At 41.0% G+C, this 22,995-nt stretch carries 20 protein-coding genes; 14 read left to right on the forward strand and 6 right to left on the reverse strand.

The genetic code is table 11. From position 1 onward, the window contains the following. The first annotated feature begins 114 nt into the window (after positions 1-114). The gene (locus V1497_RS07305; protein WP_349410319.1) at positions 115-363 is read left to right on the forward strand and encodes a YkuS family protein; all 249 of its coding nucleotides are present in this window, start codon (positions 115-117) and stop codon (positions 361-363) included. Between the two features lie 46 nt (positions 364-409). Here the strand turns inward: V1497_RS07305 and V1497_RS07310 are convergent, their stop codons facing one another. Continuing rightward, positions 410-616 (reverse strand): ChaB family protein, encoded by a 207-nt coding sequence (locus tag V1497_RS07310; protein WP_349410320.1) that lies wholly within the window; start codon positions 614-616, stop codon positions 410-412. 55 nt (positions 617-671) lie between these two features. Then, complete coding sequence (locus V1497_RS07315) at positions 672-1,517, reverse strand: mechanosensitive ion channel family protein (RefSeq protein ID WP_349410321.1); 846 nt, start codon at positions 1,515-1,517, stop codon at positions 672-674. Between the two features lie 358 nt (positions 1,518-1,875). On the opposite strand from V1497_RS07315, the gene V1497_RS07320 reads away from it, so the two are divergent. From V1497_RS07320 to V1497_RS07345, 6 genes are all read left to right on the forward strand, one after another. Further along, positions 1,876-2,418 (forward strand): peroxiredoxin, encoded by a 543-nt coding sequence (locus V1497_RS07320; RefSeq protein WP_349410322.1) that lies wholly within the window; start codon positions 1,876-1,878, stop codon positions 2,416-2,418. 246 nt (positions 2,419-2,664) lie between these two features. Continuing rightward, positions 2,665-4,419, forward strand: coding sequence for an ABC transporter ATP-binding protein (locus V1497_RS07325; RefSeq protein ID WP_349410323.1), 1,755 nt, complete (start codon positions 2,665-2,667; stop codon positions 4,417-4,419). A gap of 14 nt (positions 4,420-4,433) precedes the next feature. Next, positions 4,434-6,242: an ABC transporter ATP-binding protein gene (locus tag V1497_RS07330; RefSeq protein ID WP_349410324.1), complete on the forward strand. Its 1,809-nt coding sequence runs from the start codon at positions 4,434-4,436 to the stop codon at positions 6,240-6,242. A gap of 264 nt (positions 6,243-6,506) precedes the next feature. Then, on the forward strand, positions 6,507-7,835 hold the full coding sequence (locus V1497_RS07335) for a cytochrome ubiquinol oxidase subunit I (RefSeq protein WP_349410325.1): 1,329 nt from the start codon (positions 6,507-6,509) through the stop codon (positions 7,833-7,835). 11 nt (positions 7,836-7,846) lie between these two features. Further along, positions 7,847-8,866, forward strand: a complete 1,020-nt coding sequence (locus tag V1497_RS07340) for a cytochrome d ubiquinol oxidase subunit II (protein WP_349410326.1) — start codon at positions 7,847-7,849, stop codon at positions 8,864-8,866. A 59-nt stretch (positions 8,867-8,925) separates the two neighbouring features. Further along, positions 8,926-9,588, forward strand: coding sequence for a potassium channel family protein (locus V1497_RS07345; protein ID WP_414703607.1), 663 nt, complete (start codon positions 8,926-8,928; stop codon positions 9,586-9,588). Between the two features lie 56 nt (positions 9,589-9,644). Here the strand turns inward: V1497_RS07345 and V1497_RS07350 are convergent, their stop codons facing one another. Next, the gene (locus V1497_RS07350) at positions 9,645-11,201 is read right to left on the reverse strand and encodes a mechanosensitive ion channel (protein WP_349410327.1); all 1,557 of its coding nucleotides are present in this window, start codon (positions 11,199-11,201) and stop codon (positions 9,645-9,647) included. A 314-nt stretch (positions 11,202-11,515) separates the two neighbouring features. Here V1497_RS07350 and V1497_RS07355 point away from each other — a divergent pair, with 314 nt between their 5' ends. The 5 genes from V1497_RS07355 to V1497_RS07375 are packed head-to-tail and all read left to right on the forward strand — an operon-like array spanning position 11,516 to position 18,513. Next, positions 11,516-13,096: a response regulator gene (locus V1497_RS07355; protein ID WP_349410328.1), complete on the forward strand. Its 1,581-nt coding sequence runs from the start codon at positions 11,516-11,518 to the stop codon at positions 13,094-13,096. 2 nt (positions 13,097-13,098) lie between these two features. Further along, a complete protein-coding gene (locus tag V1497_RS07360) occupies positions 13,099-14,145 on the forward strand; it encodes a hypothetical protein (protein WP_349410329.1) in 1,047 nt (348 codons plus the stop codon). Between the two features lie 18 nt (positions 14,146-14,163). Then, positions 14,164-15,588, forward strand: coding sequence for a glycosyltransferase (locus tag V1497_RS07365; RefSeq protein WP_349410330.1), 1,425 nt, complete (start codon positions 14,164-14,166; stop codon positions 15,586-15,588). A gap of 24 nt (positions 15,589-15,612) precedes the next feature. Continuing rightward, positions 15,613-16,710, forward strand: coding sequence for a hypothetical protein (locus V1497_RS07370; RefSeq protein ID WP_349410331.1), 1,098 nt, complete (start codon positions 15,613-15,615; stop codon positions 16,708-16,710). An 18-nt stretch (positions 16,711-16,728) separates the two neighbouring features. Next, complete coding sequence (locus tag V1497_RS07375) at positions 16,729-18,513, forward strand: hypothetical protein (RefSeq protein ID WP_349410332.1); 1,785 nt, start codon at positions 16,729-16,731, stop codon at positions 18,511-18,513. Between the two features lie 41 nt (positions 18,514-18,554). Here V1497_RS07375 and rnjA read toward each other — a convergent pair whose 3' ends face one another. Further along, complete coding sequence (rnjA, locus tag V1497_RS07380) at positions 18,555-20,222, reverse strand: ribonuclease J1 (RefSeq protein WP_349410333.1); 1,668 nt, start codon at positions 20,220-20,222, stop codon at positions 18,555-18,557. 3 nt (positions 20,223-20,225) lie between these two features. Beyond that, positions 20,226-20,435, reverse strand: coding sequence for a DNA-directed RNA polymerase subunit epsilon (locus V1497_RS07385; protein ID WP_349410334.1), 210 nt, complete (start codon positions 20,433-20,435; stop codon positions 20,226-20,228). Between the two features lie 473 nt (positions 20,436-20,908). Here V1497_RS07385 and V1497_RS07390 point away from each other — a divergent pair, with 473 nt between their 5' ends. After that, complete coding sequence (locus V1497_RS07390) at positions 20,909-21,829, forward strand: DMT family transporter (RefSeq protein ID WP_349410335.1); 921 nt, start codon at positions 20,909-20,911, stop codon at positions 21,827-21,829. Beyond that, on the forward strand, positions 21,826-22,605 hold the full coding sequence (locus tag V1497_RS07395) for a Cof-type HAD-IIB family hydrolase (RefSeq protein ID WP_349410336.1): 780 nt from the start codon (positions 21,826-21,828) through the stop codon (positions 22,603-22,605). The genes V1497_RS07390 and V1497_RS07395 overlap by 4 nt, the downstream gene beginning before the upstream one ends. A gap of 53 nt (positions 22,606-22,658) precedes the next feature. Here the strand turns inward: V1497_RS07395 and V1497_RS07400 are convergent, their stop codons facing one another. Next, on the reverse strand, positions 22,659-22,970 hold the full coding sequence (locus tag V1497_RS07400; RefSeq protein WP_349410337.1) for a hypothetical protein: 312 nt from the start codon (positions 22,968-22,970) through the stop codon (positions 22,659-22,661). Between the last annotated feature and the right edge of the window lie 25 nt (positions 22,971-22,995).

The raw sequence follows: 22,995 nt of genomic DNA on the forward strand, positions 1-22,995 counted from the left end.
AGGACAAAACGATATCAAAATACAGCGGATGTGTCCTTCAAGCGTATTCATGTATGTGCATATCGCCTGCCACATACGGTTAACTTAAGAGAAAGTATGGAGGAGGTGGAAGGTATGCCACGAATTGGAGTAGAACATTCATTATCTGCTGTACAAGAGGCTTTGCAAAGTAAAGGATATGAAGTGAAGCAGCTTCAGCAAGAACAAGATGCCGCTGATTGTGATTGCTGTGTAATCACAGGACAGGATGAAAACGTAATGGGGATCCAGAATACCATGACACAAGGATCTGTCATCAATGCACATGGAATGTCAGCAGATGATGTTTGTCAACAAATCGACCAACGTTTCCAACAACAATAATCCATAATAAAAGGGAAAGGGATAGCTGTCAGCTATCCCTTTTTTCTTAGTCATCTTTTTTGACCCAATTGTCATTTTCATTCTTTGTGTATTTCTCTTTTACTGCACTCCATGCAACTTTGTGAGCCGTCTTCTCTTGATCATACTGTTCACTCGCTGAATTGAAAGCCTCTTTATAGATTTCTTGAGCGTGTTTTTTTAGTAGGTTATCCTTTACTTGGTCAGGCAGTTCACTTTTCTTATCGTATGGCATAAAAAAGTACCCTCCTTTTGATAAGAAGGGTACCCTGAAAGTTGGTCAGATAAACTTAGTCGTTGTTTTCGTTTTTGTGAATATAGACTTGATGTGGGAATGGGATTTCGATTCCGTTTGCATCAAGCGCTTGTTTCATTGCTTTACGTAATTCACGCTCGACAGCCCACTGCATATTCGTTTTCGCTTGAGCAATGACACGGATGACAACATCTGATGAACCAAGCGACTGTACGCCGACTACATTCGGTCCATCCACGATGTCCTCGTTGGATTCTGCAACACGATCACATGCCTCCTGCAGGACTTGGATCGCTTTATCAATATCATCATCGTATGAAATACCGATATCGACCAGCGCTCTCATGTTTCCACGAGTATGATTGCTCACTGTACTGATGTTACGGTTTGGTACGTAATGTAATGTTCCATCGAAACCACGAATATGTGTGGTACGTAAACCAGTTTCTTCAACAATTCCATCCATTCCGGCTGCAGTTACATAATCTCCAACATCAAGCTGCTTTTCGAGTAGGATGAAAAATCCAGTAACAACATCACTGACTAGTCCTTGTGCACCAAAACCAATTGCAAGTCCTATAACACCTGCACCAGCAAGTAAGCCAGCTATGCTGATGCCGAAGGTTCCCATTACGACAACAACCAATATGAAAATTAATACATATCCGTAGATGCTTTTAGTCAAACTTTTAAGGGTTTGTGCTCTTCCTTCGGACATGTCTTTCTTTTCTTCCAGCTTTTGAAAGGAAGAATTGATGATCCGGTTCCCAATTCCTTTTGCAATTCCATACACAATAAGAATGAGGATAAGTTTAATTGTTACGATTCCAAGATTTCTTAATACTTCTGCCCATTGAATATTAGCTATAATTTCTGGCAATTAACGTCAACTCCTTATTACATAATCGCTAGGCTAGTATCACTATAACGAATACAAGCGGTAAATCGCAATCGATATGTCCATTTATAAGTATATCCTTTGAGATAGTAGATGAAACACGATAAAATAATGAAGGGCAGGTCTTTTCCCGATTAGATAATGAAGAAATTGGGAATAGTAATCTTGTCGATGAGGCTATTTTAAATTAATTCTCATTTAATATTGACTATTAAAAATGGATTAACTATAATATAGCTGTAGATATAATGGAGTTAAGAAAGGGGAAGTAGCAGGACAAGCTTACCTGTACTTGAACCTTTTTTAATAAAATCTTTCATCTTTCAGGAGGTTTTACACAATGGCAGAACGTATGGTAGCAAAACAAGCACCGCGCTTCGAAATGGATGCGGTACTTCCAAACAAAGAATTCGGTAAAGTAAGCCTTGAAGAAAACATGAAAAATGACAAGTGGACAGTCCTTTTCTTCTATCCAATGGACTTCACTTTCGTTTGCCCGACAGAAATCACTGCACTAAGTGATCGTTACGATGAGTTTGAAGATCTAGATGCTGAAGTGATTGGTGTATCCACTGATACAATCCACACTCACCTTGCATGGATCAACACGAACCGTGATGACAACGGTCTTGGACAATTGAAATATCCACTAGCTGCAGATACGAACCACAAAGTATCTGAAGAATATGGCGTTCTTATTGAAGAAGAAGGTGTAGCACTACGCGGGCTATTCATCATCAGCCCAGAGGGTGAACTTATGTACTCTGTAGTGAACCACAACAACATCGGACGTGACGTTGATGAAACACTACGTGTACTACAAGCACTTCAAACTGGTGGACTTTGCCCTGCGAACTGGAAACCAGGTCAAGAAACTCTTTAATATTCAATCAGCAAATCTAGAGAAAGGCTGGCCGTCTGGTCAGCCTTTTTATATCGAAGAATTAATCAGAAAATTAAAACATTTATATGGGCATTCCTTATAACTCCTGTCATCCTGGCTTTTTCAACCTGTTAGAAAATGTGTGATGGACGAATAAGAGCAAAATTATGGTTATTTATTTCGGAATCCGTTATATTATGTATATTATGACTTTTTAAACAATACATAAAAAAGGCAGGTGTCTTCATGGAAACATTCAAACGTTTGAAAGAGTTTTATTGGCCTTATCGCAAGTATTTCTTCTTATCCGTTTTTTCTTTATTGTTCGTTTCAGGAATCACAGTCATCTACCCGATGCTGCTCCAATTTACAATCGACGAAGTCATTATATCGGGACAATATAAGTGGATACCTTACTTAGCGATCGGTTTCATACTCGTGATGATGATAAAAGGGACAGCGACGTTTTTTCATCAATATTTGGGAGATCTTTTCGGGGTCACGGCGGTATATAAATTACGAGAAGCACTCTATAAGAAACTTCAGTATTTACCGTTCAGATATTATGACAATGCGAAGACCGGAGACCTGATGTCACGATTGACTGCTGATGTCGAGGGGTTTCGGTTCTTTTTATCCTTCGGTTTCGCTCAAATCATTAACTTCCTCCTATTGGTTTCGTTCAGTTTAGCTGTCATGTTCTACTATTCGATTCCATTGGCTCTCGTCACACTAGGGATGCTGCCATTCCTCGCCATTGCGGTGTATCGATTTGACAAGCGTGTCCATCCTGCCTTCAGAGGGATTCGGAAATCAATGGGACGCTTGAATACAAAGGTGCAAGAAAACGTCAGTGGAATCAATACGATCAAGTCTTTGTCCAGAGAAGACTTTGAGATCGGAAAGTTTGTAAACAATAACAAGGATTATCGAGATAATTACTTGAATACATCCGATATTTGGGCGAAATACTTCCCACTGATGGAGCTGATCGGACATTTGTGTGTCGTATTTCTGCTTTCATATGGTGGGTATCTCGTGTTTGAAGGAAGCTTGCAGCCAGGTGAATTAGTGGCGTTCTTCAGCCTTGTCTGGTACATCATCTGGCCAATCATGATGCTCGGATTTGTCATCAACACGTTCTCCCAGTCCAAGGCTTCTGGAGAACGTCTTCTCGAAATATTGGATGAACCAGAGGATATTCAGGATGTAGAGGATCCTCTTGAAATGGAAACGCTCAACGGTGATGTCGAATTCGTAAATGTGACGCACAAATATGCAAGTGAAGATGAGCTTGCATTAAAGGATGTATCCTTCAAAGCCCCTAAAGGAACGACGATTGGGTTGTTGGGGGCGACCGGTGCCGGAAAAACGACGATTACACAATTGATTTCAAGATTCTACGAACCGATCGAAGGTTCCATACTCATAGATGGCAGGGATATAAAAGAGTATGCCATCAAGTCCTTACGGAAAAATGTCGGTGTCGTCCTTCAGGAAACATTTTTATTTTCATCTACGATACGCGATAACATCGCTTATGGAGATGCCGATGTCGCATTCGAAAAAGTCGTAGACGCTGCCAAGCGTGCACAAGCGCATGATTTCATCACGGAATTGCCTGATGGCTACGACACAGTACTCGGAGAAAGAGGCATGGGATTGTCTGGGGGGCAAAAACAACGCATCGCCATTGCAAGGGCGATTTTATCAGATCCGAGCATACTCATTCTTGATGATGCGACAAGTGCAGTTGATATGGAAACGGAATTCAAGATACAAAAGGCATTCCAGGAAGTGATGAAGGATCGTACGACATTCATCATCGCTCACCGTATCTCCTCCTTGAAGCATGCAGATGAAATTCTTGTTCTTGAAGAAGGCAGAGTCGCTCAACGAGGAACACACGATGAATTGATCAATCAGGAAGGTATGTACAGAAGAGTGTACGATATCCAATATCAAGATAAAGCTGCTATCAAGGAAAAGAAGACAGGTTGACGGGGGTGAATGAGATGGAGACAAAATCAAATACAAAGAAAAGGTTTCATTATTCGCAAGATCGAGCGATCGAAAAGCAATTCAATTGGCAACAGCTTTTCCGATTATTTGGATTTATGAGTCCATATAAAAAAAACCTGCTGCCTAAAGCAATCATCACGATGTTGATTACAACTGGAGTCCGTCTGGTCATACCGATCTTCATCGGGGTGCTCCTGTTCGACCATGCGATCAAAGATAAGGACGAAGGTCTGCTCGTACAGCTCATTGTCGGTATCCTTGGGCTATATATCCTCTCCTGGATAGCAAATACCTTCAGAATTAAATGGACCAATCAGTTAGGGCAATATATCATCTATGATATCCGTCAAGGTTTGTTCAAGCATATTCAGCGTTTATCGCATCGTTTCTTCGATCAGCGTTCAGGAGGCTCCATCCTCGTCCGGATCATCAATGATGTAAACTCACTTCAGGAGTTGTTTACGAACGGGGTCATCAATCTTTTGATGGACTTCATCCTATTGGTTGGTATACTCGTCATCATGTTCGTGCTGAGTCCTGAACTTACTCTTGCGATCATGATTGTACTCCCAATCATGTTCTTCATATCAACGAAGCTACGACGCAATATTCGAAGGTCCTGGCAAACTGTACGGATAAAACAAGCAAAAATGAATTCCCATTTGAATGAAAGCATCCAGGGAATACGCGTTACACAATCGTATACGCAAGAGCGAGAGAATATGGGCTTTTTCGAAGGTGTGAATGGAGAAACATTCGAAAGCTGGCGTGATGCAACCAAGAAAAGTGCCGTATTCAGACCGTTTGTTGAAATGTCGAATGCAATTGGAACAGCTATTTTGATCTGGTATGGTGTCCACCTTATCAGGAACGGAATGGACTATGGCGTATTCGTCACCTTTGCTTTTTATCTCGGTATGTTCTGGGAACCAATCTCCAGAATGGGGCAGGTATACAATCAATTACTAGTCGCGATGGCTTCCAGTGAACGTATATTTGAATTCCTTGATGAGAAACCGAATGTATCTGAGAGGAAGGATGCAATTACCTTCAAAGACATTGACGGTAAAATCGAATTTGAAGATGTCGAATTTGCCTATGATGAAAAGCGTAAAGCATTGGACGGAATCAATCTGACGATTGGAGCAGGAGAAACAGTTGCGCTTGTCGGCCACACAGGCTCAGGAAAAACGACGATTGCCAACTTGATCAGCCGGTTCTATGATCCTACTAAGGGTAAGGTGAAAATTGACGATGTCGATTTAAAGGATGTTAAACTGGATAGCCTGCGTCAGAAGGTAAGTGTCGTCTTACAGGACACGTTTATCTTCTCTGGGACGATTATGGAAAACATACGGTTCGGTAAGCCTGATGCTACTGATGAAGAAGTGATTCATGCTGCGGAAGCGGTAGGCGCAGGTGCATTCATTGAAAAATTGGATAATGGATATGAAACAGAGGTAGAAGAGAGAGGGAATGTCTTGTCAGTAGGGGAAAGGCAATTGATTTCCTTTGCACGGGCCTTGTTGGCTGACCCTAGAATCCTCATACTTGATGAAGCTACTGCAAGTATTGATACAGAAACCGAATTGAAGATCCAGAATGCGCTCAAGACGTTATTGAAAGGGCGAACAGCGATCATCATCGCCCACAGGCTATCTACAATCAGAGAAGCAGACAATATCTTCGTGCTCGATCATGGCACCTTGATAGAACAAGGAAATCATGATTCCTTAATGAAGCAAAAGGGAGAGTATTACGATTTAATCGTTTCCCAATTCAAAATGCTAGATGCGATGTAAAAAGGAGCTGACCTTTCGAGGTCAGCTTCTTTCATTTAGGTCTTACCAAATACATTATGCTCAACACTTCACAAACTTACAGATGGCTGTTAGAATGAATGGCGACAGATTGTGAATTTTGTCACAAACTAAGTTTTAAACTGAATTGTAACATTTCGCAACTTGTTCTCGTTTTCATGAAAATTGAATAAGGGTAAAGAACAATGTATGCACGAAAATGATTCGTTCGAGAAAATCTTGTAACAAATTTTGGGGGGATGAAAGATGCCAGAACTCGATAGCGCCATGTTAAGTCGATTGTTGACAAGTCTTACATTAGGATTCCATATCATCTTTGCAACGCTAGGTGTCGGAGTCCCCTTGCTGATTAGTGGAGCTGAATGGATCGGTATTCGTCGTAATGATCCACATTATCGACTTCTTGCGAGAAGATGGACAAGAGGGTTCGTCGTAACGGTTGCTGTCGGTGTTGTTACAGGAACATGTATCGGTCTTCAATTATCATTATTATGGCCGAGCTTTATGGAGGTAGCGGGTCAAGTTATCGGATTACCGTTATTCTTGGAGACGTTTGCTTTCTTTTTTGAAGCCATTTTCTTAGGGATCTATCTCTATACATGGGACCGGTTCGAGAACCCCTATTATCATTGGTTGATATCAGTGCCTGTCGTCATCGGTTCGTCGGCGTCCGCTTTTTTCATATCAACCGTTAATGCTTTTATGAATGCACCGAAGGGCTTTAAGCTCGATAATGGCAAGTTAACAGAAATCCAGCCACTGGTGGCGATGTTCAATCCGGCAACACCGACGAAAGCGGCACATGTCATTTCATCCGCCTATTTGACGTCCGCTTTTGTACTTGCAGCAGTTACAGCTTTTCTTATTTTGAAAAAGGGACAGACAGAGTATTACAAGAAGGCGTTACATTTCACCATGGTCACTGCATTCGTTTTTGCCATTGCTACGGCTATCATCGGCGATTTTTCAGGAAAATATCTTGCAAAATATCAACCTGAAAAATTGGCAGCTGCTGAATGGCATTTCGAAACGGAAAAGGGTGCGGATCTGATTGTAGGGGGAGTGTTGGATGAGAATGGTGAAGTAAAATATGCGCTTCGTCTACCTAAATTCTTGAGTATCCTTGCCCATGGCGACCCAAATGCTGAAGTAATTGGTCTTGAGGAATTTCCGAAAGAAGAGACCGCTCCATTGTTCATCCACTACCTTTTTGATTTGATGGTCGGTATCGGAATGTTTTTAGCAGCTCTATCAACCTTATACCTTGTCCTGCAAAGGTGGAACAGATCATGGCACCATTCGAGGGTGTTCTTGTGGGCAATTGTCGCTTCGGGACCTCTTTCTATGCTCGCCATCGAAGCAGGATGGATTTTTTCAGAGGTAGGGCGTCAGCCATGGATTTTATGGCATGTCATGAAGACAGTGGAGGGTGCTACGACAAGTGACCATGTCGGTGCGATGTTCCTCCTCTTCCTCGGTCTTTATATTGTACTTGGCTGGATCTGTACGGTTGTATTGCTGAAAATGTTCAAGGATAACCCGGTTGAGACAGAATTCGAGCAGATGGAACGGTAAGGAGGGCTAGTATGGAGATACAATTACTTGGTATAACCGTTCTTTGGATTTTCCTTTATGGGTATTTGATCGTCGCGTCCATTGATTTTGGTGCTGGGTTCTTTGCCTATTATGGAAAAATCACGAAGAGGGATCATATCATCAATAACATTATCAGTCGGTATCTGTCGCCTGTTTGGGAAGTTACGAATGTCTTTTTTGTCTTCTTCTTTGTAGGCTTGGTCGGTTTCTTTCCAAGCACGGCGTATTACTACGGGACAGCATTGCTTGTCCCAGGAAGTATTGCTCTCGTACTTCTTGCCATTAGAGGCTCTTTTTACGCTTTTGGTAATTATGGAGCGAAAGACAGTCACCTGTATACGTTTCTATATGGTGCGACAGGATTGCTCATTCCCGCTTCCTTATCCACTGCACTCACTATTTCAGAAGGCGGTTTTATTGTGGAAGAAAACGGGGCTGTGATTTTCCTTGTGGAAGAATTGTTCACCAGCTTCTATTCTTGGTCGGTCGTGTTGCTGGCAATCGTGAGTGTGCTCTATATAAGTGCAATGTTTTTGTCCTTTTATGCAAGTAAAGCGAAGGATTGGGCTGCGTTGGATTTGTTGAGGAAGTATGCCCTCTTTTGGAGTCCACCAACCATTTTAGCAAGCTTTCTTGTCTTTTTAGCATTACGTGACCATAATCTTGAGCACTTTAACAGCATGCTTGAATATTCCTATTTTTTCCTGATATCCTTTATCTGTTTTAATATAGCTGTGTGGTTTGTCTATCGGAATAAACGTTACGGAATGGCCTTCATATTTGTGATGCTGCAATTCTTTTTCGCCTTCTTCGGGTATGGTATTTCACATTTACCATATATTCTATATCCTTACATTACAATCGATGCAGGCTTTACGAATGAAACGATGGGTATAGCATTAGTCATAGCCTTTATCGCAGGACTTCTTCTACTCATTCCATCATTGATTCTTCTTATGCGTATGTTCTTATTCGATGCTAAATATGTAGAAGGAAGCAGGGAAAAATGATTCAGATGTATGGTACAATATGATGAGATTTAACGTTAATGGCAATTGGGGGAGTAATTGTGAAAAAGCAATTCGCTGTAATCGGTTTAGGACGCTTCGGTGGAAGCATTTGCCGTTCTCTAAGCAACAATGACATGGAGGTGCTTGCAATAGACAGTGATGAAGATCGTGTTAACGAATTCTCTTCTATTGCTACCCATGCTGTCATTGCAGATGCCACAGATGAAAGCGTTCTGAAAAGTCTGGGTGTGCGAAATTTTGATCATGTTATCGTTGCAATCGGTGATAACATTCAAGCTAGTATCTTGACGACACTGATCCTTAAGGAATTGGGTGTTGCCCATATTACGGTAAAAGCACAAAATGATTATCATGAAAAAGTGCTCAGAAAGATAGGCGCTGATCGTATCGTCCATCCTGAAAGGGATATGGGGCAACGGATTGCGCATAATATCATGTCGAATAACGTTCTCGATTACTTGGAGCTTTCAGATGAACACAGTATTGTCGAATTGATTGCAAGTAAGAAAATGCATGACAAAACCCTTATTGAATTGGATATACGCGCGAATTATGGTTGTAACGTCATGGCCATCAAACGGAACGATGATATTGTCGTATCTCCTCAGGCTACACATACCATCCGAGAAGGGGACATCTTGATTGTTATTGGTGCGGATAATGACATAAGCCGTCTTGAAAAGCATCTGTTGATGGAATAGAAAGCTTTCACATAAAAAAGGCTGCTCCTTTGATAGGAGCAGCCTTTGTCATTTCATTAAGATAAGTTGTTTGGGTCATTGAAATCAGTGTTATCAGCATTATTGTTTGATCGGTTAACGCTCATTTGATCGATCTTAGCATCCAAATTTCGAAGATGCTTAGCTGCAAACTCTTTTCCACCCAGTCCAAAGGATAGGCCGAACGCAAGGGCCAGTGCTCCAAGAATGAGGATGAACGCAGAATTGACAATGGAGTCTGCTACTCCGAGTTGATCAAGAGCCATGAAAAAGGCTAATACGATGATTGTATACTTTGCAACACTAGCTAACACTTGATAGCTTGGACCTTCAAGAATATTGAGAAGCAGCTTCTTGACAAGGTTTCCAATGTAGAGGCCAATGGCAAGAATGATAATCGCAGCAAATAATGCTGGCAGATATCCAATTATGGCTGCTGCAAGTGAAACAAGGAAATCCAACTGGATCAGTTCAAGAGCTTCTACTACAAACAAGAGCACTACGAAGATTTGAGCTACATAACCGACAATCTCAGAAAGGCTGACTCTTGATTCAGATGGATTCCATCTACCGATTCCCATGTGCTTCAGAATGGAATTGAACCCTAGTCGTTCAAGTAGGGAGGTAACAATGGAACGTATCCATTTTCCAACGAACATTCCGACCAAAATCAAAGCGATAGCGACCGCAATGTTCGGCAGCATAGTCAAAATGTCGTTCAGCATGGCGATGGCAGGATCGGATATGCCTTTAATATCCAGCTGCTCTAGTGCTGAAATGACCGTCGGAATCAAAATCAAGACAAACACGATTGTGCCGATGACAGAAGATAAGCTTGTTCCCTCAAAGAATTTCGAAAGGCCGAGACGCTCTGCAGCTCGTTCAGTCCCGATACTCTTCAAGAAGTTTGTCAGAATATCCCGGACGATCTTCGCCACAACCCAACCAATCAGGACGATCAGTGCTGCAGCAAACAGTTTCGGTAAGAATGCAAGAAGGCTTCCGATCATGTTTGCAAATGGTTCGCTTGTCCCTGTTATTTCAAGTGCTGATAGAACACCAGGTAAGAAGATTAATAGTACTAAATAGAATACGATTTTCGAAGCGTTATGAATAGCTTTACTTGCTTCTTCATCGCTCTTTGTGATGTTCCATTTCCTCAACAGCTTCTCTACACCTGTCCCTTTACTGAACTTTCTCACTGCCCAGCTAAGAACAGATGCAACAATCCAGCCTAATAGAAGGATCAATGCAGCCTTCAATACATTCGGCACCGTCGCAGTGATCGCTTCTAACATACTGACAAGCGGTGTTGCGATGAAACTCAAGCTAAGTATGTTGAAGAACATGATGAAGACGAAGACAAGAATCAAATAGTAGACGATTTTACTTACGATTTTTTCTGATGAATATTTCTTGTTTTGCCCTCTAAACAGTTTGTCGTCCACACTGGTCTTTTTTAAAGCACGACGGACGACACTTTCAATTCCTTTCGCGATGATCCAGCCTACAAGCAGGACCAATAGTGCTACGATCAGGTCAGGTAGTTTGCCAAGGTAGGCGGACCATTCCTGCATGATTGAGTTGTAGTTCATTTTGCCATCTCCTTTTCTATATGTTGATGGTATAACACTACCCTTCCTTCCGTTCGAGCTAAACATGGGAGTGTCGTGTATGAACTAGGCCGGAACTCTCATTTATATGTGCTGTATATGTGACCATTTGCGTTTGCAGTTGTCATTTTGTACCGTAAAGATACACAATCTTATTCCAAATTTGAAGAAAAGTGGTGAAGAGTGGAAATTTTTCTTATATATTTCTCGAAAATAGGATATTATTATTATATTAATCTCCAATTATCGACATCGTTATACAAATTAAATTAGTAATGTCCATGGGGAGTTGTAAGATGCCATATAATGCGAAGCAAGAAGCCATCACATATTACAGATCAGAACTTATGAAAATCATCCACACGATGAATCAGCCTGAACGGAAAGAAAAGCAAAGCGCCTTCAGAAATCTTTATGAGATGTTTGAGCGTTTGGAAGAATATTGTAGTCTTTTCCGATTGAATGATTTACATAAATTGACGGTGTTCCTTATCACCAAGATTGAATTGTTAAATGGACATGTCCGAATCAAGCCAGGTGATGAGCGTTTATTCATGAGTGGCTTACGTATGTTGTACAACGAATTGACGGATTATCAAGATTTCGGATCGAAGAGAAGAAAAGCGAGATTAACTGCACCCACAAAGAAGTCAAGGACGATATTCGTCTATGACCAGGATGAACTGTTTGTCAAATGGCTCCAGGACCAATTGGTTGATTCTGAATATCAGCTTATCGATCTATCAGTGAAACGTATTAATTTTGAAGCTCTGGAAGATAATCCGGACATCTTTATCATCAATTTTGCTGGAAAGCAAGAAGGGGAAGAATGGGTCACATTCATCCGAGAGCATTATTCCGCATCCTTGCCAATCATCGCTTTAACCACATCTGATCATCACCTGGAGCATATTGATATCCTTCAATACAACATTACACATATCGTTAAGAAACCGTTTGAACCTAGCCTGTTATTCGCGTATATGGATCATGCAATTAAGCAGAACAGGCTCGATGTGAATGTTTCATCAATGCGTACTCAAGATATGAAACATCAAAGAAATGAAATCGAAGCTCTCATCAAAAAGGAATGGATGAGGTTCCAACGATTTCAGGCAATGTTTTCTCTTATTTGGATCAAGGTTGATGGAATCTCAAGATACGACGTACTCAATCAATTGAAATTAAGCATTTCCCAGACGATTAGACCTTATGATGAGTTATATATCTGGTCCCCAAGTTCTTTGATGCTCTTGCTTCCAGTGACGCCGCTGGAAGGTGCTGTTGCTGTTGGAAATCGAATCATTGAAATGGTCGATTCAAAAGAACTGCCTTATGCCAAGGATGTGTACTGGGGAGCAATCCAAAGTGAAAATGAGTATAGTTCTTATGAGCAGCTTTTGGAGAGATTAGAAGCTGATGTAAATCCGGTAACATCTGTTCAAAGATCCATAATAATCCCAAGACTTGATGAAGGGACAAGGAACGAACACAATGAGAGGATAAAAGTTCTGCTCATTGACGACGACCTCGTTACATCAACCATCCTCTCGAATCATCTTGATGAAGAAAAATGGGAGCTTGAAGTTTGCAGCGAAGGAGTAGATGCTTTAGATCATACTCTCCAATACCTCCCAGATATCATCCTATGTGAGAGCAAGCTGAAAGACTTGGATGGATACTCTTTCTGTCTTCAAGTGAGACAACTGCCTAAGCTTGAGAACACGATTTTTTGTTTTCTGACTGAACAGGAGCTTAAGCATTACATTATTCGGGCGTTTCACATCGGCGCAGATGACTATTTCTTGAAACCTTTCTATATAGAAGAATTGGAAGTGCGTTTGCAAAGGCATCTTCACGTCAGGAGTCGGGTATAGCGATGAAGGTCTTATTCATTTATTTACTACTGATGGCAATCGGCTATATCTCACTAGTCATCTTAACAGTGTTCATTTATCTTGTTATTCGAAAAACGATTCGGAACCACTATGTAAGGAAGAAAGTCGCCTATTATCTTTATATTTATCCGAAAGTCATTCGACAAATTGAAGAAGGGGCAACACCGAGAATCATCGGGGTACATAGCAAGTGGAAAAGGGAAGTCCTCAGAAACGTTCTGATTGAGGCTGCGTCAATTTTCAAAGGAAAAGAAGAGATGGATCAGATTCATGTTTTATCGGATACGATCGGTTTGACCAAAGACCTTGAAAAGAAATTAAATGACAAGAAGTGGTGGATTGCTGCAGATGCGACACGAGTCGTAGGCCGTCTCAGGCTGAAAAGCTTGGCACCAGCCCTTATCCAAAACATCACTTCAGAACATTATGATCTTTGGGCTTCCTCGGCACGTGCTCTGAGTCATATGGATTATCATAAAGTATTGATTGAATTCATCTTTGAAAATGAAAAGAAACTTAATGAATGGTCGATCATCCGGATTATCGACATGCTGAAAGATCTTTCAGAAGAAAATGTGGAAATCATTATTGAAAAGATGGAATCGTGTTCTCCTTCATTAAAAAGTTTATTCATTGAAATTCTAGGTAAAAGTCGTGCCTACACAGCACTCTCTCATATTGAGAAATACTTGGATTCCCATGAAAGTGAATTAAGGGTCAAAGCCCTACGTGCACTTACTGATTTGAATATGACGACACGTCCTGAAAAAGTCATCAGCTTCCTGGAAAGTGAAAATTGGATCGAGCGGTTGAGCGCCACACTCGCGGTAAAGGCTTGCCGTCTTCGAGAGGGGATCACCCAACTTGTACCTTTATTAGCAGATGCGAATTGGTGGATTCGGTACAGGGCTGCTGAAACATTATACGCTTTTGGAACGATTGGAATTCGAAAGCTAGTAGACGTACAAAACCATCATGAAGATAAATTTGCTAGAGAAATGGCTGAACGAATTCTTTCAAATCAGTAAAAGTAGAGGGGGATGGGAATGCTTAATGAACTTTTTCATATATTCAATGTTTTCATTTTCGTGTATGTCATTATCGTAGATGGTTTTTATTTGATGCTCTTCTTCCTATCATTTAAGCAGATTCAAGAGTATTTAAAGCGATCTCCCTACAATGAGATAAAAGAATTCCGTCTATCGAGCCTCACAACACCGATTTCCATCATTGTCCCAGCTTATAATGAGGAGAAAACGATCTCAAACAGTATCTCGTCATTGTTGCAGATCAACTATCCAGAGTTCGAAATCATCGTCGTTAATGATGGCAGCAACGACGAGACGATCGAACGACTAAAAAATGATTTTTCTTTAATTGAAATTCCGATCATGGCCGTTCGTAAAAAAATCAAGACTGAAACAGTACATAAGATGTATCGTTCCACCAAACATCCTTCTCTACTGGTTATTGATAAAGAGAATGGTGGTAAGGCAGATTCATTGAATGTGGGTATCAACTTTTCCACCTATCCTTACTTTTGCAGTGTCGATGCAGACTCGATGCTTGAGCCGGACTCATTGATGAAAGCGATGAAACCGTTTTTCGAAGGTGGAGAAAACGTCGTTGCCTGTGGTGGAATCATTCGGGTCATCAATGGTTGCTCTGTGGAGAATGGCTATTTGAAAAAGGTCCGTCTACCTAAAAACAAATTGGCGATCAGCCAAGTCATTGAATATTTAAGATCTTTCCTTATGGGGCGGCTCGGATTGAGCAGTCTCAATAATCTTCTTATCGTCTCTGGAGCATTTGGCATCTTCCGAAAGCATGAAGTGCTTGAAGTAGGTGGGTATGATGTCGATAACCTAGGTGAAGACATGGAATTGATTGTCAGTCTTCAGAAATACCTGTATAAGACAAAAAGTGATGCAAAGGTGTTATTCGTACCAGACCCTGTTTGTTGGACAGAGGTTCCGGAGGATTTAAGAAGTTTAGCCAAACAACGGACAAGGTGGCAGGTGGGATTACTCCAAACATTGATCAAGCACAAAGATACGTTATTCAATCCTCGCTATAAATCGATGGGACTCCTTGCTATGCCATACTTCCTATTTGTCGAACTACTAGGGCCTACGATCGAATTGCTGGGCATGCTCTTTGTCATTGTAGGTTTATATTTTGACTTGGTGAACATCCCATTTGCGATTCTCTATTTCGTCTTCACCCTTGTATTTGGAGTTTTCCTTTCGGTTACGGCGATTTTACTTGAAGAATACAGCTTTAGAAAATACGAAAGAGTATCCGATCTCTTTCGACTCCTCTTTTATAGTATTCTTGAAAACTTTTGGTTCAGACAAATCAATGCTGTTTTCAAAACTTGGGGCTTCATACGATTCATGAGAAAAGATAGACGTTGGGGATTACAGAATCGAAAGGGCTTTTCACAAACGGACCAACAACAAGTCATGTAAGTTAGTGAGTAAGGGTGGATTCAGATGAAATATAGGTTTATCGTATTGATGTTTCTGACTCCGATGTTGATTTTGGCGGTATTGCCATTCTTATTATGGCAGCTGAAGGATGTCGAACATAAATCAATTCAGGTGATTGATAAAACAGTCCCAAAGAACGATTATCGAGAACACTTAGGGTTATTCTGGCTGCTTGATCATAGAAAGGCTGTAAAAGCTGATGGGGAGTATTACAGGAAGGAAACGGATTATTATGGATATGATCCGGAAAGCCAATCAGGAGAGACTGGGCTTGAAATCGAGAAGGAAGTTGACTTGATCTATGTAGCCGACACCTATGGGATTTATACAGAGGATCTCCGAGATAAACCGACGGGTGAACGGTCAAAGCTGATTTATGGAGGGCTTACGATCTTCGATTGGAATAAAATTATTGAAGCGAAAGATGAAGATGTTACTTTGATTTTAGAATTCAATTCAATCGCATCTCCAACAGATCATACGACCCGTTCAATCGTTGAAAAGGAAATGGGCTTCCAATGGTCTGGATGGATCGGGCGGCATTTCAAAGATCTTTCTAGTGATGAAATCCCTCCCTGGTTGATTCGGAATTACGAAAGCCAGTACAGAGATGATTGGCGTTTTGAAGGGGAAGGACTTACCTTCGTCCATGAAAGCGATCGGGTCGTCGTTTTGAATGAGGAAGATATTCGTGGACGGGTATTATTTAAATGGCTCGATCCAGGCGTTCAGCATTACCCTAAGGCAACAAACAGTCGTTATCATTATTGGTTTGACATCATCGAACCTGATGAAGATACGCTTATTGAAGCGGAGTATGAAATCGACATGGTGAAGAGTGGACGGACTAAGCTGGAGGAAAACGGGATTCCGACCCATTTTCCAGCAGTCATCCGTTTGCCGGATGAACGAAAATATTATTTTGCGGGGGACTTTGCAGACATACCAGTGGATTATAATTCGAGATGGACACTACCCGATGTCTTTTATGGAATTTATTCCTTCTTCCATCCAGATGAAGAATTTTTTTGGAAAAGTTACATCCCTATGATGGATCAGATATTGGAAGAGACTAATTCCAGCACGGATGGTTCTCTATAGAAGTAAGGAGCGTACAAGGTGAAACGATTGAAAAACTTTTCGTTATGGTTCATATTTTTAGCAACATTCGGCTTTGCTGGTGGAGGTTATTTCCTTCTATTCTTAATCGTTCCTTTTGAAGAATGGCTTGTCAATAAAGGAGTTTCACAAAGTCAAATCGACAATCTCCTCTCGTATTTCGTATACGGGTGGATTATTTTCGGGTTTTTGATATCCTTCCTATATTTCATATTTTTTGTTAAGAAGAATAGAAAGATTGTGAGTTATGTTCTGGTTTTCTTTACAACCTTGAATGCAGCTTTTGTTTTCTATTTATTCATGAATACGGACTCTGCAATTGTAGCGATGAGTAGAGGTGAGGTCGAGCAAACAACAGATCAGCTGACCTTTGGACCTTATCCGGATAAGGATTCTTTACGGAATCTGAAAGAAGAAGGCTATGATGGTGTCATTACATTATTAAGTCCGACCATAATCTTTGAGAACGAACTGCTTGATAAGGAAATGCAAAATGGGGAAGAAATCGGATTGAGCATTCATTCTTTTCCGATGCTCCCCTGGGTTGGAGATAACGGAGAATCGATAAATGGAATCGTCAACCTGGTGAAGGATAACCCTGACAAGAACTTCTATGTCCATTGTTATTTAGGTAAGCACCGCGTTGATCTCATCAAGCAGACGATATTGAAAAGGTTGGAGGGACAGACCGAAACTTCTTCAGAAAGTGCACGGATTCTTATACCATCGGAATTCATCCGTGGAAATGTCTATACCTATGATAGAGAGTCCATCATTCTCGGACCTTATCCAACACCAGAAGAATGGCTCAAACTGGTCAGGTTGAATATCGGGGAAATCGTCACCTTGCTCGATGAAAATTCAAGCCGTTTTATGGAGGAAAAGAAGATCGCTAAAGAACAAGGGATGCTTTTCACCCCTTTTACTTTGGACTCAAAGTCTCCTGATCCAAAGCAGCTGGAGAACATCAGCAATTATCTAAGAAACGCACCGCATAAAGTTTATGTACACGGTTTTTCAACAGAAAGGAAAATACGGGCATTGGAATTGATGCTCAGTAAAGGACTCCTTCCTGTTAAACAGGAGCTGTTATACGACGAGTTTAATAAGGACAGCCTAGATATTGTAGGGGAATGGCTTGTGTTAGGAGCTGGGCTGAGAGCCGAACAGGCTTCCGTGTTAAAGCAGGCTGGAATCAACACTGTCATGTATGCAGGGAATACGAAGGACTATGGCTCACATTTGATGGACGCAATCCTAAAAGAAAATTTGAAGTTGGAGTTTATTCCTTATAAAGGGAAAGATATCGATGATTTATACCAGCTAGCGTCCCATATTGCAAAATATGATTCTCAAACCTATCTGTATGGGTTGAAGGGAAAAGACAAAGCCACGTTACATAAGATGCTTGAAGGCATGTTGTATGGGGTGAAAGATGAAGAATTGCACGATTTGAAGGTTAAGAATGGAGCGTTTAACGTAAAGGCAAGAAAACTTCTGATTGGACCATCTCTTGAGAAAGAGGAGTGGGTTAAATATTTGGTTCGAAATGGTATTACGAAGATCATTATGATACAGGCACCGAGTGTTCAATCTGAGGAAATGATAACACGTCAAAAGCAAATTGCGGCCAATCATCATATACCATTCCAGATCCTCCAGATGGATGAACAATATAGTGAAAAACTGCTTGACCAATTATCAAACAGTGATGAAACCACCTATTTGATCGTACCGAATGAATTAAATGAGATGGTGTTACAAGACTTAGATGACTTTAGATAAAAAAAGACCTCCGGAAGCCCGGAGGTCTTTTATGTTGATATTTAAATTTCCATAATGATCGGCAAGATCATTGGTCTACGTTTTGTTTTCTCATACAGGAATGGAGCAAGGACATCGGTGATTTCATTTTTAATTTCTGACCATTGCGTAGTCCTTCTTTCCATCATTCCATTCAAATGTTTGGAAAGGATGCTCTGAGCGTCATTGATCAGATCTTCGGATTCTCTCATATAGACGAATCCACGTGAGATGATGTCCGGACCTGAGACGATCTTGAATTCTTTCATATTGATGCTCACAACTACGACGACAAGACCTTCTTCTGAAAGGATCTTTCTGTCGCGCAGGACGATGTTTCCAATATCTCCAATACCATTACCGTCGACATAAACAGAGCCGGATGGAATTTTTCCAGCGATTGATGCTTCATTCTCACTCAAAGCAAGAACTTCACCGTTATCCATGATGAAGCAATTCTTTTCTTCAAGCTCACAATCAATGGCAAGCTTCGTGTGCATCTTCATCATTCGGTATTCACCGTGAATCGGCATGAAATACTTCGGTTTCATCAAGCGGAGCATCAATTTCTGCTCTTGTTGGCCACCGTGCCCGGAGGTATGAATGTCATTGAGTGAGCCTGCGATGACATTAGCCCCTGCACGATAAAGCTGGTTGATGATTCTGCTTACACTCAATGTATTACCTGGAATCGGTGAAGATGAGAAGACAACCGTATCTCCAGGAATGATTTGAATTTGACGATGCGTACCATTCGCAATACGGGATAAGGCTGCCATCGGCTCACCTTGGCTTCCTGTACATAGAATGGTCACTTCGTTATCAGGCAGTCGATTGATTTGGTTGGCATCGATGAAAGTATCCTTTGGTGCCCTGATGTAACCGAGTTCTTGTCCGATCGTGATGGACGAATCCATGCTACGGCCGAATACGGCTACTTTACGATTATGCTGGACTGCTGCTTCGACAACCTGTTGAAGACGATGGATGTTGGAAGCGAATGTAGCAAAAATGATCCTGCCATCTTCTTTCCTGAAAATATCCTGGATGCTTTCACCGACTCGACGTTCTGACATCGTGAAATCTGGGACTTCACTATTCGTACTGTCCGACAGTAAACATAGCACACCTTCCTGACCGATTTGGGCCATTTTATTTAAGTTAGCCGGTTCGCCAACAGGCGTGAAATCAAATTTGAAGTCTCCTGTATGGACGATATTTCCTGGAGGTGTCTTTACTACAATTCCATATGAATCCGGAATCGAGTGTGTCGTTCTGAAGAACGTCACGGATGTCTTACGGAATTTGATGACGTCATCTTCTTGGATCTCATAAAGCTTGGCTCTTCGTAATAGGCCATGTTCTTCAAGCTTGTTTTTAACAAGTCCGATAGCGAGCTTACCGCCGTAAATCGGGATGTTGACCTGGCGGAGCAAATATGGAATTCCTCCGATATGGTCTTCGTGTCCGTGCGTAATGAATAAACCTTTGATTTTATCAACATTCTTCACCAGGTAAGTATAATCTGGAATTACATAATCGATCCCTAACAATTCATCCTCTGGAAATTTGATACCAGCATCGACAAGGATGATTTCATCCTGGAATTGAATGCCATATGTGTTCTTACCGATTTCGTCAAGTCCGCCTAGTGCGAAAACTGCTGTTTGATGGTTTTTTACAAATTTCATTTGTTATCGTGTCTCCAATTCAAAATCTTCTGATTGCTTTTCGTATTCAAGATGGGATCCAGTAACCTCTTGAACAAATTCGATATTATAGTTGCGACCTGCTAGTGCACTACGTACTGCTTGCACAGAATCTGCTTCCATATAGAGGCTTTTGGTTGCTTCACGTACAGGTACCTCAAACAGATTCTCCTGATAAAATACTTTAAAAATCATGCTTAACTCTCCTTACCGTTTTCAATTAAATTCATCTGCGTTTTATTATAAATGAATTCACCATGTTTTTCATGTTTTTTTCATCGATTATGAATTTATGATGCCGACTATGTAAAAATGGTATCTGAATACATAAGATACCAAATTAATGGACGCAAAACAAATGATTCGTGATTGGGGACATACTTGGCCTTCGGGTGTAGCCCCTCAAAATTCTCCAATGTTCTCTGATTCGCTCTTTGATTCGTTTACTCATTTTTGTTGATTCTCCTTTTCTCATACATTTCATCAAGTGGATGCTGCCAATAAAACAGCAAGAATCTGAAAGGGTTTATGACGGATGGCCAACCACTCCACATCACCTGATGTTATACTTAGTATGGAAAAATCAGAGAAGAATCATTGAGGTAATAAGTGGCATTCACGATTATGACCGATAATATTGGGCCATTGAACATGAGAAGGGGACGAAGATGAGATTATATATGGCATTGATCACTTTAAGCTTGATATGGGGTACTTCTTTCTATTTTATTAAAATCCTGGTCGAGGAGATCGGTCCATGGGGAATCGTTTTTCTTCGTTGTACATTAGGAGCATTTACGTTATTGCTGATTATTATATTTCAAAAGAGAAAGTTCCAGTTGAAAGAATTACCTTGGAAGGCCCTCGTATTGGTGGGTTTTTTGAATGCGCTCATTCCTTGGGGGTTGATTGCAATAAGTGAAATGAAAATTTCGAGCAGTTTAGCCTCGATCGTGAATGCTACCACGCCTATATGGACGAGTGTCATAGGTGTTCTCATCTTCTCTGTGACACTGAATTTTAAACAGTGGGCAGGAGTGATGATCGGTTTCCTTGGAATCCTTGTTCTGATTGACCTCGATCCGGTCCAGTTATTCAAGGAGGATTTAATCGGAATGGGGACGATGATTGCGGCTACACTTTGCTATGGATTCAGCTCACAATTTACGAAGAGACATCTTCAAGGTATAAGTGTTATGATAATTTCAGTCATGACCCTGTTGGTCGGCGCTTTGGGAAGCTTACTCATCATGACTTTTACAGGAGCTTCTCTCTCGGTCCAATCCTTTTCATTCGATATCATCGGAGCCCTGATTGGTTTAGGTGTTTTCGGGTCAGGACTCGCTTATCTGCTTTTTTATTACATGATACAAAAAGGCAGTGCAGAATTTGCGACATTCGTAACCTACCTTGTGCCGATTACAGCGATGGTGTGGGGATGGTTGTTGTTAGATGAACATATACCTCCACATGCAATTTATGGCTTATTGATGATTTTCATCGGGGTGTACCTGTCTACAAGGAAAACCGTCAAAAGCCATCAAGCAACTTCAAAGACAATCAACAAGAAACAAAGGGGTATTATATGAAGAATAAAATTGTATTTTTCGATATTGATGGTACGTTACTGGATCACCAAAAAGAGATACCAGTAGGAACGAGATCAGCCATCCAAGAATTGAGCGAACGACAAGTACCGATGATCATTGCGACCGGTAGAGCTCCATTCATGTTCAAAGCTCTCCGTGAATCACTCGGAATTGATGGCTATGTAAGTTTCAACGGTCAATATGTTTCTTATGAAGATTCTTGTGTTTATGAAAATCCACTTGATGAGTCAATTTTACAAAAGCTTGTCACACACTCTAATGAGTTCGACCACCCGATGGTCTTTCTGAATACGGAGGAAGGGAAGGCGACACATGATCAACATCCTCATATTCAGAAATCGATGAATGACTTGAAAATGCATCATCCTGCACACGAGCCTGATTTTTTCCGTGGTCGCTCGATTTTCCAAGCACTACTTTATTGTGAAAAAGCAACGGAAGAATCCTTCTATAAAGACGCTTATAAGGATTTTAATTTTATCAGATGGCATCAATATTCCATTGATGTATTACCTAGAACAGGATCCAAGGCAGTTGGTATCGAGAAAATGATCCAGCATCTCGGATATCATCAAGAGGATGTCATCGCTTTCGGTGATGGTCTCAATGATTTGGAAATGCTTGAATATGCAGGAACAGGAATAGCAATGGGGAACGGTAAAGAAGCTGCAAAAAGATCAGCAGACTTCGTGACTAAAGCTGTCGATGATGATGGAATCCGTCATGGTTTGAAGAAGCTAGGTCTAATCCGATAAAGTCAACCTATGTAAGAGGATTGGAGAGAAGATCTCTCCAATCTTTATTTAAATTACCAAACCCAAGAAGAACGTCCACGTGATGAACGCTTACGTCCAGAAGAACGTTTACGTCCAGTTGAGCGCTTCTTACCAGAAGATTTCGAACGACGCTTCTTGCCAGAAGACTTCTTACCAGAGGATTTTTTGCCAGAAGATTTCTTTCCGGAAGATTTCCAATCATGGTCATAATACTTGTCTTTCTTCTTACAAATACACTCGAATTTTTCGAAGTCATAACCAGAAGACTTTTTGTCGCGCTTCTTACGACAAGTTCTGCAGTCGCACTTTTTCTTCTTCTTATATTCATACTCGTAATATCCCATAGTTCAACCTCCTTTCCCTATTAAC

Source organism: Pseudalkalibacillus sp. SCS-8, assembly GCF_040126055.1.
GTDB classification, from domain to species: domain Bacteria; phylum Bacillota; class Bacilli; order Bacillales; family Fictibacillaceae; genus Pseudalkalibacillus; species Pseudalkalibacillus nanhaiensis.